This is a genomic window from Marinobacterium arenosum (assembly GCF_019795155.1).
GTDB lineage: Bacteria > Pseudomonadota > Gammaproteobacteria > Pseudomonadales > Balneatricaceae > Marinobacterium_C > Marinobacterium_C arenosum.
Map to the genome: position 1 here is coordinate 1 of NZ_JAILYN010000081.1, position 12098 is coordinate 12098.

Genomic DNA, 12098 nt, shown 5'->3' on the forward strand with positions numbered 1-12098 from the left:
CAACAACGCCTCAATTTGAGGCCAAGAAAATGTCTTGGCTACAAGCAGCCTCAGAAGGTATTTGATGACTATCTGAGAGCTGCTTGAAACGGGGAGTGTTGCACTTCGGAGTTGAATTCGCGCCTGCCAGACGAGGAGATCGGCCTGCCTGCGGCCCCGGCTAACCGGGGCGGGCGGCGTGGATTGGGTGCCGAATAAAAATAATAACGGCACCGCGAATGCTTTATGAAAATAAGGTGAATAAAAACTCAATGGGGCCTATGGGGACGTTATTAGAGACTCAACGGCCAACGGGGTCTGCCTCGCAATGAAAAAGAATCTGCCAGTAACCGGAATAGAAGAGGGTTATTCCGACAATACCAATATTCTGTCGACAACCTGTCCGAAAGGGATCATTCGCTACGTAAATAAAGACTTTATCAAGGTGTCCGGCTTCAGCGAACAGGAGTTGCTGAACCAGAACCACAACATTGTGCGCCATCCCGATATGCCGGCGGCGGCGTTCGATAATCTGTGGCAGGACCTCAAGCAGCAGCGTGCCTGGATGGGGGTGGTCAAGAATCGCTGCAAGAACGGCAACCACTATTGGGTGGATGCCTATGTCAGTCCGATTATCCGTGACGGCCAGGTGGTCGAATACCAGTCGGTACGGCGCAAGCCAAGCCGTGAGTTGGTCGAGCGGGCGGAGCAGCTCTATAACCGTCTCAACACCGGCCGGAAGCCGCGGATGTTGAATGATCGTCTCGGGCTGACCGGTCGGCTGATGCTCGGTTGGTTGCTGCTGATCGGCAGCGTGCTGGCGATCGGCGGGCTAAGCGGTGTTTTTAGCCTCGACCAGTTGGTTCCCTTATTGGCCCTGTTGCCGGCCGGCGCTTTGCTGAGCCATTGGCTGATGCGGCCCTATCGGCAGACTGTGGCGCGTGCCCGGCGGATTAGTGATAACCCGGTTGCGCGCTACGTTTATACCGGTCGCAATGATGATCTGGGCTGGCTGCAGTTGGCATTGCGCAAGCTGGAATCGGAAGCGGTAGGTATTGTCGGACGGCTCAGCGATGCCTCTCTGCAGCTGCTGTCGGATACCCGGCTGATGGCCGAGGAGGCGGGTCACACCAGCCAGGAGGTCGAACGGCAGTTTACCGAAACCGAACGGGTTGCCGGTGTCATCACCGAGATGTCGGCCAGTGTTCAGCAGGTGGCGGAAAATGCCGGCGAATCGGTCGATGCGGTACGGGCTGCGAATGAGCGGGCGGCGAGCGGTATTACGCTGGTGGAGGAAACCGTCGAGCGGTTGCATCGGTTGTGTAGCCAGATTCTCGAGTCCGCCGGCGCGGTGCGGCAACTGGCCGGTGAGGCGGAGCGCATTTCGGCGATCGTCCATACCATCGCCGACATTGCCGACAAGACCAACCTGCTGGCGCTCAATGCGGCGATCGAGGCGGCGCGGGCCGGTGAGCAGGGGCGTGGCTTCGCGGTGGTGGCCGACGAGGTACGTGACCTGGCGGTACGCACCCGGGATGCGACCCAGGAGATCGAAACGATGGTGGCTGATCTGCAGCGGCGTTCGCAAAACACGGTAACCACTATGGAGCAGGGCGCCGACTATGCCCAAAGCACGGTCGAGCAGGCCACCGAGGCGAACCGCTCGTTGAGCGAGATCACCGCGGCGATGGTTGCATTGTTGGAGATGAACAGCCAGGTTGCTTCGGCGGTGGAGCAGCAGAGCGGGGCCGCCGAGGGGATCAACCACAGCGTCCATGCGATCCGCGATGCGGCCGAGGAGACCTTGCAGAGCACTTGCCGCAACGAGCAGGCGACCGGCAGCATCAACCGGATGGTTGCCGAACTGGAGTCGCTGGTGCAGCAGTACTGGCAACAGAAACGGCAGCATTAGATCATGGTCGGCGTTCGGTCGTGCTGACGCCTGTCAGTGCTAGCGCAGTAGCGATCCCCAGACAAAAACCAACACTAAAAAAGCTCCCGAAGGAGCTTTTTGTTTTCAATGCTTGCCAGCCCCGGCGGCGGGTGTGAATTAACCGAGGAACAGCCGGTAGGCCTGGTTGTCGGTCTCGTCCCAGTAGTGGTAGCCGATATCGTCGAGGAATTGGACCACTTGCGCGCGTTCCTCTGCCGGTACCTGCATGCCGACCAGTACCCGGCCGTAGGCGGCGCCGTGATTACGGTAGTGGAACATCGAGATGTTCCAGCGGCCACCCAGTTTGCTGAGGAACTTCATCAGTGCGCCCGGGCGCTCCGGGAATTCGAACCGGTAGACCACCTCGTTATCCACCTGCGCCGGCGCATGACCACCGACCATGTAGCGCACATGCAGCTTGGCGGTCTCGTTGTCAGTCAGGTCGATCACCTCGTCGATATGCTCGCGCATCTCGGCCATCAACTCGTCGCGACCGTCGTTATTCGGCTTGATCTGTACCCCGGCGAACACGATCGCCTGCTGATCATCGGCATAGCGGTAGTTGAACTCGGTGATATTGCGCTTGCCCAGCGCCGAGCAGAACTTCCTGAAGCTGCCCGGTTTTTCCGGAATCTTGGCGGCGATGATCGCTTCGCGGTGTTCACCCAGCTCGGAACGCTCGGCGATATGGCGCAGCCGGTCGAAATTGACGTTGGCGCCGGAATCGATGGCGATCAGTGTGCGGTTCTGGCACTGCTCGCGGGCGGCATATTTCTTCAGACCGGCAACGCCCAGCGCGCCGGCCGGTTCGCAGATCGAGCGGGTGTCGTCAAAGATATCCTTGATGGCCGCACAGATCTCGTCGGTGCTGACGGTGATCACCTCGTCGACGCACTTGCTGGCGATCTCCCAGGTGTATTCGCCGATCTGGGCCACCGCAACCCCATCGGCGAAAATGCCGACCTGGTCCAGCACCACCCGTTCGCCGGCGGCCAGCGCCGCCTGCAGACAGTTGGAGTCTTCCGGTTCAACGCCGATCACCTTGATCTCGGGGCGCAGGTATTTGACATAGGAAGAGATACCGGCGATCAGGCCGCCGCCGCCGACCGGCACGAAGATGGCGTCGATCGGGCCGCTCTCCTGACGCAGGATCTCCATCGCGATGGTACCCTGGCCGGCGATCACGTCCGGGTCGTCATAGGGCGGGATGTAGACCAGTCCCTTCTCTTCGACCAGCTTCAGCGCGTGCAGCCGGGCCTCGTCGAAGGCGTCGCCGTGCAGTACCGCCTTGCCGCCAAGCGCTTTGACGTTGTTGACCTTCACATCCGGGGTGGTCTTCGGCATTACGATGGTGGCCTTGATTCCCAGCTCGCGGGCGGCCATCGCTACGCCCTGGGCATGGTTGCCGGCCGAGGCGGTAATCACACCAATCGCTTTCTCCTCCTCGGTCAGCTGCACCATCTTGTTGTAGGCGCCGCGGAGTTTGAAGGAGAACACGGGCTGTTCATCTTCTCGCTTGAGCAGGACACGGTTGTCCAGTCGGTTGGAAAGTTGACGAGCCGGTTCCAACGGAGTTTCGATCGCCACGTCGTAGACGCGGGCTTCCAGGATTCGCTTGATATATCGGTGCATGTCGGAACTTCGGATTGGAGTGAGAATGAGGACCTTGAGAACGTCTCTATTCAAAAGGGAGCCAGAAATAGTAATGCTATGTATCCGAATCGTCTACAAGGCCCGGCAGGCTATGCGTATAATTAGACTAATTTTTGACGACCTTTGGGGTGCAGGCGGATGACACAGGACGAGATGAAAAAAGCGGTCGCGCAGGCGGCTGTCGACTATATCAAGCCGAAGCTGGAGAAAGACTCGATTGTCGGGGTGGGTACCGGCTCGACCGCCAACTTCTTTATCGACGCGCTGGCCGAGATCAAACACCTGTTCGACGGTGCGGTGGCCAGCTCGGATGCGACCGCCGAGCGGTTGCACCAGCATGGCATCCCGGTCTACGACCTGAACAACGTACTGGATATAGAGGTCTACGTCGACGGCGCCGACGAGTTCGATCCGCGGCTTAACCTGGTCAAGGGTGGCGGTGGTGCGCTGACCCGCGAGAAGATCGTCGCGGCGGTGGCCAAGGAGTTCGTCTGCATCGTCGATTCCAGCAAGCAGGTGGATCTGCTCGGTGCCTTCCCGCTGCCGGTCGAGGTGATCCCGATGGCCCGCTCCCAGGTGGCGCGCGAGCTGGTCAAAATGGACGGCATGCCGGTCTGGCGGGAAAACTTCGTCACCGACAACGGCAACCTGATCCTCGACGTGCATGACCTGGAGATCATCAACCCGAAGGCGCTGGAGCGCGAGCTGAACAATATCGTCGGCGTGGTGACCAACGGCCTGTTCGCCAACCGTGGTGCCGATGTGGTGCTGATGGGTACCGAAGACGGGGTGCAGACCCTGACGCTGTAAGTGTGTCTTTCAGGATCAACCGGCCCGCGTACTGGCCGGTTCAGACCTAGCCGGCAGCATCATGTCGCAGAAATTCCAGGATCGGGCACTCGCAGGCGCTGCCCTCGCCCTGGCAGAGGGCGTTCAACTGTTGCAGTGAGCGGTGCAGGCGCTGCAGATCGTCGATCTTCTGTTCCACCCGGTCGATCTTGCCCTCTACCTTGGCCTTGACCGACGCCGAACTGGCGTTCGGGTCCACCTGCAGGTTGAGCAGCTCCAGAATCTCTTCGAGTGAAAACCCCAGATCCTTGCAGCGCAGGATAAACTGCAGCCGCTGCAGGGTGTCGGGGCTATAGAGGCGGTAGCCGGATTCGAGTCGGCCGGCGGGAGTGATCAGGCCCCGGCGTTCGTAATAGCGGATCGCTTCGACGCTGAGGCCCGATTGGTTGGCGATCTCGCCAATACGTAGGAGTTGGTGGTGGCTCATGGCTCCACTGTACTCCAGGCCGCCATCCTATTACAGGACGACGCGGCTCCAGGCGATGCTGGCCGGCATGGTGATCCAGGCCAGAGCTACCAGATTGATAGCAATCCAGCCCCAACCAGCTGTTTCACGGAAGTTCTCGTCATGATGCGCCATGATGATCCACCCTTTCTAGTTGTTTAATAAATGCACAGAATCTGTCGGCCGGCGATTCTAGCAGGAATAGGGCGCTTTACATAGTCAATGGCAATAACCCTATTTTGAACGATGGTTTTTATTAATAATAACCGCGCTCTTTTCATGGTCTTTGGGGCTTGTCGCTGTTCCGGCGCGGCTGAAATTAAAACTTTCCTACCCGGGTGGCTGGTATTCATGGCCCAGCGGCCGATAATCAGAAAAATATTATTTGCAGAAATTTTCAGCAAAATCAGCGAAGGAACAGGACGAACAAAGGATGAAGTGGCTGACATGGTTGGTGGCGCTGGCCGTTACGTTATTGCTGACATTGCACACCCTGCCCTATCTGGTGCGCGATCAGCTGGTGATCTGGTTTTACCAGCAGGGGATTGAACGGGCGGCCCTGAAGTCGATTGAGGTGGATTGGCTGTCCGGCCGGCTGCGGGTCAACGAACTGGCGCTGCACAGCAACGGCCAGCTGCCGCTGGAACTCGAGCAGCTGGCGGTGGATCTCGATTACCGGGCACTGCTGGAGCAGCGGCTGCAGTTGCAGGATCTCAGTGTGCGCGGCCTGAGCGGCGGGGTTCGGCTCAGCGACGAGGCGGTGTTTGTCGGCCCGCTGCAGCTGCCTGCTGCCGGCAACGAGGAGATGGACAGTGAGCCGGCTGAGTCCGGCAACTGGCAGTTCGGCCTGGACCAGCTGGCGCTCAGCAATATCGACTGGCGAACCGAGTGGCAGCAACAACAGTACCGGCTGCAGCTGGATCAGGCTGGCGTGCAGCGGCTCTATCAGTGGCGACCGGGCGATATCACTCAGTTGAACCTGACCGGCGCGCTGAACGGTGCGCCCTTCTCGCTGCGCAGTGATAGCCGGCCGCTACAGGCGGACCGGGCCAGCGAGCTGGAGCTTAAACTGCAGCGTTTTCCGCTGCAGTCGGTGGCGGCGTTACTCGGCCAGCCGCTCAGTGGTGAGCTGTCCAGCGATCTGAAGGTGGCATTGAACTGGGCCAACGAACAGGGCCGGCTGGAGTCGAGCGGCTGGCTGCAGCTGGATGGCCTGGACTGGCGCGACGGTGATGCGATGCATCTGCAAACCGGTCAACTGCGCTGGGACGGCGAGCTGGCGATGCAGTTCCGCCAGCAGCTGCCGGCGCAGCTGACGGTAGCCGGGCAGTTGGGCCTGAAAGAGGCACAGGTCGCGCTGGCCGAGCCGCAACTGGCGGTGAACTTGGCGCAGAGCGGTTGGCAGGGGCAGGCAGCGGTTGGCTTTGTCGACGGTGGTCTGGATACGCTGCGGGTCGAACAGCGTCTGAACCTACAGGGGCTAAAGCTGCAGCAGGCGGCCTTGCAGCTGGTATTGAAGGAGTTGAGCTCCGATGGAGTCTTGAATCAGCAGGCCGGTGCCCTGCAGATGCAGCTGACTCAGATCGATGCCGCCGGGCTGGACAGCCATATCGAGCAGTACCCGCTGGCGGCCTTCGATACGCTGGCGCTCCGCCAGCTGCAGTGGCGCGACGCCGGCGATCTGACCATCGACCGGTTGTCCGCCGATCAGCTCAAGCTGGCCCGGGCCAAAGGGGCACCGCTCAGCCAATGGCAGCGGGTGCAACTGGACAAGCTGGCGTTGAGCCCGCAGCAACTGCAGCTCCAGACGATTACCCTGGCCGGCGGCCGCAGCCTGCTACGGCTGGGGCCCAATGGCGAACTGCCGGATATCGAGCAGCTGCAGCAGCAGCTGGCCAAGCTGACTCCGGCCGGGTCCGGCAATGCGCAGCCGGCGGCGGGCAGCGACAGTGCCGAACCGCCGCCGTTCATAATCAAGCTGGATAAACTGACGCTGGCCAGTCCCCATGGTCTACAGCTGGAAGACCAGTCCCACGAACCGCCGTTCGAGTTGACCACCGAGCTACAGACGCTGGAGGTCGGCCCCTATCTCAGCCAGCCGTCGGGTAAAAACGTACCGACCAAGCTGCAGCTGCGGGCGGCTATCGCCCCGTTTGCCAAGCTGGCGCTGGATGGCGAACTGGATCTGAACAGCCGGCGCGATGGCCGCTGGCAACTGCAGCTGAACGGTCTGGAGCTGCCGCCGCTGAGCCCGTACAGCATTCAGTACACCGGCTATTACCTGCAGAGCGGTCAGTTCCGGCTGGAGGCCGACGGCGAACTGAAGGGGGGGCAACTGAGCGGCCAGAACAAGCTGGGCCTGTTCAAGCTGGAGGTAGACCCGGTGGCGCCGGATCAGGTCGCCCAGTTCAGCCAGCGGCTGTCGGTACCGCTGGAAACCGCGATCATGGTGCTGGAGGACAACGACCAGAATATCGAACTGGAGCTGCCGGTCAGCGGCTCGCTGGATGATCCGAACTTCGGTTACCAGAGCGTGATCAACAAACTGGCCGGCAAAGGGTTGAAAAGCGCCGCGCTGAGCTATCTGACCAAGGCGCTGCAGCCGTACGGGACACTGATCTCGTTGGCGCAGACCGCTATCGAGGCGTCCGAGAAAGGCGCCTTCATCAGCCTGCAGCCGGTGCAGTTCGCGCCGGGCCAGCTGCAGCCGGCGGGCGATATGGACGGCTACCTGGCCAAGATCGGCGAGATGATGAACGAGCGCAAGGCGATGCGGCTGACCCTGTGCGGCCGTACCGTGCCGGCCGACCGGCCACCGCTGCGTGAGCTGCTGCAGCAGGAAAACGCCAAGCGCGAGCAGCCGCTCGACGAGGCGGCGTTGGCGCGCGAGCTGAACCGGCGGATGCAGCAGCTGGCACAGCAGCGCTCCGAAGTGATCAAGCGTGCGCTGTCCAAGCAGGTCGCCGCTGAGCGGTTGTTCCTCTGCTATCCGAAGGTAGAGACTGAAGCCGAGCGGCAACCGCGGGTCGAATTGGCGCTCTGATATGAACGGGGCGCAGGCAGGTACCACCTGCGCCCGATCGACCGGCCTGTTTGGTGAGTCGCCTGTCGATCCGCTGACGGCGCCGTCGAGCTCAGCGCACCAGCTGCTGCAGCAGTCGCCCTTGCTGCAGCTGGCGGCCGCCTAGCCGTCCCAGCAGCGAGAACAGCAGCCAACCGCCCAGTGGCAGCAACAGCCAGCTGAGCGGGTGCAGGCCGGGCTCGATCCGCAGTATCTGCTGATGGACCGGCCACAGGGTCAGCTCCGCCAATACCGCCGCCAGCAGGCCGCAGACGGTGCCGACCAGGCTGAACTCCAGCCGGGTCAACCGCCGGCACTCTTCCGGGGTGGCGCCCAGCGTCTGTAGCAGCGCATTCTCGTAACGGCGCTGGGCCAGCTCCTGGTTGATCAGGGTGATCACCAGCACCGCGCCGGCCAGCAGGGTCAGCGCCAGGATCAGCGCGGAGGCGTCGACCAGTTGGTGGATCACCTGTCGGGCCTGCGCCAACAGCTGCTCGATCGAGATCAGCGTCAGGGTCGGGAACTGGGCCAGCAACGCCGGTACGGTGCGATTATTATCGGCCGGCAGATAGAAGCTGGTGATGTAGCTGACCGGTAAACCATCCAGCGCGGCGGGGCTGAAGATCACGTAGAAGTTCGGCTGGAACGAATCCCACTGCACCTGACGCAGACTGCTGATCACCGCCTCGACCCGCTGGCCGCCGATATCGAACGCCAGCCGGTCGCCCAGCTCCAGCCCCAACTGTTGCGCCATCTGCTGCTCCACCGAGATGCTGGCCTGGCCTGCCAAGGCTTGCGGCGGCCATTGCCCGGCGTTGATGATGTTGGAGCGCGGCAGCGTCTGCATCCAGGTCAGATTCAGTTCGCGGTTCAGCGAGTTGTGTTGCCGTTGCTGCTCATTGAAAGCCTTGCTCGGCGGCAAGCCGTTCAGTCCCACCAGACGTCCGCGCACCATCGGGTAAAGTCGATGCTCTACTTGTTGGCTGTCGAGCAGCGCGCTTAGCGGTTCGGTCTCCCAGGGCTGGATATTGATCAGGAAATGGTTGGCGGTATTGAGCGGCAGCTGCTGCTGCCAGCGGGTCATCAGATCGGCCCGCGCCAGCCACAGCAGAGCCATCAGCGCCAGCAACAGGCTGATCACCGGGATCTGCAACTGCAGCCAGCGGCGCTGCTGGCGCAGCCGCAAAACCAGCAGGCGACCGAGCTGCAGGCGCGCCGCCAGCAGCCGGCTGGCATAAAGCACCAGCCACTGGCCGACATAGCCCAGCAGAAGACCGGTAGCGGCCAACAGGGCACCGACCAGCAGCGCCTGGCCGAGGCTGTTCAGGTAGAGGGCGATGGCGGCCAGCATCAGCAGCAGTGCCAGGGTACTCAACACTAGGCCGCCGGGGGCCGGCGGTGGCGGTTGCCGTTTCAACAGGTGGCTCACCGACACCCGGCTGACCGCCAATACCGGCGGCAGGCCGAGGGTCAGCAGTAGCGCCAGGCCGAGCAGCGCGCCCTGGCCGTAATGCCAGGCTGGCACGGCGGGCAGCGCCGGCAGCCACTGCATCAGCATCCAGTCGAGCAACTGGCTGAGCAGGCAGGCACTGAGCGTGCCGAGCAGTGCGCAACCGAGCCAGAGAATCAGCAGTTGCAGGCCGTAAAGCCGCAGCAACTGGCCGGCGGTCATGCCCATATTGATCAGCAGCGCCGCCCGGTCCAGATTGCTGCGGCTGAAACGGCGCAGGCTCAGCAGGATGGTCAATGCGCAGAGCAGCAGGGCCATGATGGCACTGAGCCGCAGGTAGCGGGACAGGTTGCGTTGCAGCTCGCCCTGCAGGTTGCCGTCACCACGCAGCGACACCAGCCGTTCACCACCGCTCAGCTGCTGACGTAGTTCCGCCTCCAACTGGTCGATCGCCGCCAGCGGGCCGGCGAACAGCCGCCGGTAGCGCACCCGGGCGCCGGGGCCGAGCAGGCCGGTGGCATCCAGATCGGCCCGGTTGATGATCACCTGCGGATTGAAGCTGCCGAAGCCGCTGCCGCGATCGGGCGCGCTGATCAGCTCGGCGCTGATCCGCAACGGTTGGTAACCGACCTCCAGGGTGTCGCCGACCTGCATGCCGAGCCGCTGCAACACGCTGCGTTCGGCCCACAGGGTGCCGGGCTCCGGCAGCGGCGGGCCGGCGGGGGCGATATCGATCTCGCCACGCAGCGGATAGGGTGCTTGCACCGCCTTGATCGACACCAGCAGGAACTGCTGCTCGGTGTTCAGCATGCTGGTGAACTGCACCACGTCGGTATGGCGGATACCGCCGGCTTCGGCCTGGGGCAGCCCCTGGTCGGTCAGCGGTCGGCGGCTCAGCAGGCTCAGGTCGGCACCGAGCAGTGCCGCGCTCTGCTGGCCGAGGCCGCGCTCCAGGCGGGCGCCGGTCACCGCCAGCAGGCTGCTCAGGGTGATGGCGATCAACAGCGCGGCGGCCAGCGAACGCCACTCCAGCCGCCGGCCGTTGGCGCGGCACTGGCGCCAGGCCAGTCGCAGCAGCTGTGCCGAACTCATTCGACCACCTCGTGGAGCTGGCCCTGCTGCAAGCGGCAGCGACGCTGGCAGCGGGCCGCCAGCGCTTCGTCGTGGGTGATCAGGATCAGCGTGGTCTGTTGCTCCCGGTTGAGTTGGAACAGCTGTTCGATGATCGCCTGGCCGGTCTGGCTGTCCAGGTTGCCGGTCGGCTCGTCGGCGAACAGCAGGTCCGGTGCGGTGGCGAAGGCGCGGGCGATGGCGACCCGCTGTTGCTCGCCGCCGGACAGGGTGGTGGGGTAGTGGTCGAGCCGGCCGGCCAGGCCGACCTGGTCCAGCCAGTGCTCAGCCTGTTGACGGGCGTCAGTCTGACCGCGGATCTCCAGCGGCAGCATCACGTTTTCCAGTGCGCTGAGCTCCGGCAACAGGTGGAACGACTGGAACACGAAGCTCAGGTGGCGCCGGCGCAAGTCGGCGCGGGCGGCGGCATCCAATGCCCGCAGCGGTTGCCCGGCCAGCTGTATCTGGCCCTCGCTGGGATCGTCCAGGCCGGCCAGCAAGCTTAACAGGGTTGATTTACCGGCCCCGGATGGGCCGATAATAGCGAGACTTTCGCCCCGTTTGATGGTCAGATTAATATCGCTGAACAAGCTCAGCGGACCGTTGTCGGTCTGAAAGGATTTGCCGAGTCGCTCGGCCTGGACCATCAATTCGCTATTGGGATCTGCCATGTTGCGTATCTTACTGTTCCTTAGTTTATGGATGCTGGCCGCGGTCGGCCGTGCCGATACCCTGCTGGTGCTGGGCGACAGCCTGTCGGCCGGCTACGGCATGGCGCCGGAGCGGGGCTGGGTACAGCTGTTGCAGCAACGGCTAGAGGGTAACGGTAGCCCCTATCGGGTGGTCAATGCCAGTATCAGCGGCGACACCACCCAGGGCGGCTTGCAGCGCCTGCCGACCCTGCTGGAGCGGCACCAGCCGGTGTTGGTGCTGATCGAGCTGGGCGCCAACGATGGCTTGCGCGGTACGCCGCCAGCGCTGATCGGTCGCAACCTGCGCCGGTTGGTCGAGCTGGCCCAGCAGCAGGGCGCCGAAGTGCTGCTGCTGGCGATGCGCCTGCCGCCCAACTATGGACCACGCTACGCGCGACAGTTCCATGAACTCTATGCTGATGTCAGTAAACAGACTGGTGCAGGATTGATACCTTTCTTCCTGCGTACGGTGGTACTAGAGCCGGAGTTGATGCAGGCGGACGGCCTGCACCCCAATGCCGATGCCCAGCCGATGTTGTTGGAACAGGTCTGGCCCTATCTGCGCCAGCGGTTGTTGGCGGCGGAGGCCGCGACTGGCTCGGACCGGATCGATTGACTGAATTTGGTCGCCGATGGAACCGCTTTGGGTCGCGGCTGAAGCCCTTCCCGCCGGGTGCGTGCTTCGTAGCAGCTCGCTTTGAGGGCGGGTGGGGCTGGCGATGGACCAGGCATGCGCCCGTCGAACCGCTGTTAACTGAAAGCTGTATACTTGAAACGACCAACAAAAAAGGCACCCATATGGGTAATGCCAGTCAGTTAAGCCAACTGACTGGCATTTTTCTTTCTCACGGGGTAGCGGCATGGGCAACTCTTTAATGCCCGGGGATAACGCCGCTCTCGCCTTGTCGGCAACACGAAAGTGGCTG

At 62.6% G+C, this 12098-nt stretch carries 9 protein-coding genes; 4 read left to right on the plus strand and 5 right to left on the minus strand.

The window, feature by feature from the left end; translation table 11 throughout:
- Positions 1–307: 307 nt before the first annotated feature.
- Positions 308–1891 (plus strand): methyl-accepting chemotaxis protein, encoded by a 1584-nt coding sequence (locus tag K6T12_RS20635; protein WP_222224861.1) that lies wholly within the window; start codon positions 308–310, stop codon positions 1889–1891.
- A 138-nt stretch (positions 1892–2029) separates the two neighbouring features.
- Here K6T12_RS20635 and ilvA read toward each other — a convergent pair whose 3' ends face one another.
- Positions 2030–3544 carry a threonine ammonia-lyase, biosynthetic gene (gene ilvA, locus K6T12_RS20640; RefSeq protein WP_222224862.1) on the minus strand — a complete coding sequence of 505 codons (1515 nt, stop codon included), beginning with the start codon at positions 3542–3544 and terminating at the stop codon, positions 2030–2032.
- Positions 3545–3703: 159 nt separating this feature from the next.
- On the opposite strand from ilvA, the gene rpiA reads away from it, so the two are divergent.
- A complete protein-coding gene (gene rpiA / locus K6T12_RS20645; protein WP_222224863.1) occupies positions 3704–4375 on the plus strand; it encodes a ribose-5-phosphate isomerase RpiA in 672 nt (223 codons plus the stop codon).
- Positions 4376–4421: 46 nt separating this feature from the next.
- Here rpiA and K6T12_RS20650 read toward each other — a convergent pair whose 3' ends face one another.
- Positions 4422–4841 carry a heavy metal-responsive transcriptional regulator gene (locus K6T12_RS20650; RefSeq protein WP_222224864.1) on the minus strand — a complete coding sequence of 140 codons (420 nt, stop codon included), beginning with the start codon at positions 4839–4841 and terminating at the stop codon, positions 4422–4424.
- A 30-nt stretch (positions 4842–4871) separates the two neighbouring features.
- Complete coding sequence (locus tag K6T12_RS21645) at positions 4872–4994, minus strand: hypothetical protein (protein ID WP_255611959.1); 123 nt, start codon at positions 4992–4994, stop codon at positions 4872–4874.
- Positions 4995–5244: 250 nt separating this feature from the next.
- Here K6T12_RS21645 and K6T12_RS20655 point away from each other — a divergent pair, with 250 nt between their 5' ends.
- On the plus strand, positions 5245–7902 hold the full coding sequence (locus tag K6T12_RS20655; protein ID WP_449288532.1) for a DUF748 domain-containing protein: 2658 nt from the start codon (positions 5245–5247) through the stop codon (positions 7900–7902).
- Positions 7903–7993: 91 nt separating this feature from the next.
- On the opposite strand, the gene K6T12_RS20660 is transcribed toward K6T12_RS20655, so the two are convergent.
- Together K6T12_RS20660 and K6T12_RS20665 are read right to left on the minus strand one after the other, a co-directional pair.
- Positions 7994–10462: an ABC transporter permease gene (locus K6T12_RS20660; RefSeq protein ID WP_222224866.1), complete on the minus strand. Its 2469-nt coding sequence runs from the start codon at positions 10460–10462 to the stop codon at positions 7994–7996.
- On the minus strand, positions 10459–11151 hold the full coding sequence (locus tag K6T12_RS20665) for an ABC transporter ATP-binding protein (protein ID WP_222224867.1): 693 nt from the start codon (positions 11149–11151) through the stop codon (positions 10459–10461). The genes K6T12_RS20660 and K6T12_RS20665 overlap by 4 nt, the downstream gene beginning before the upstream one ends.
- Here K6T12_RS20665 and K6T12_RS20670 point away from each other — a divergent pair.
- Complete coding sequence (locus K6T12_RS20670) at positions 11150–11788, plus strand: arylesterase (RefSeq protein WP_222224868.1); 639 nt, start codon at positions 11150–11152, stop codon at positions 11786–11788. The two genes, K6T12_RS20665 and K6T12_RS20670, sit on opposite strands and share 2 nt — an antisense overlap.
- The last annotated feature ends 310 nt before the right edge of the window (positions 11789–12098 follow it).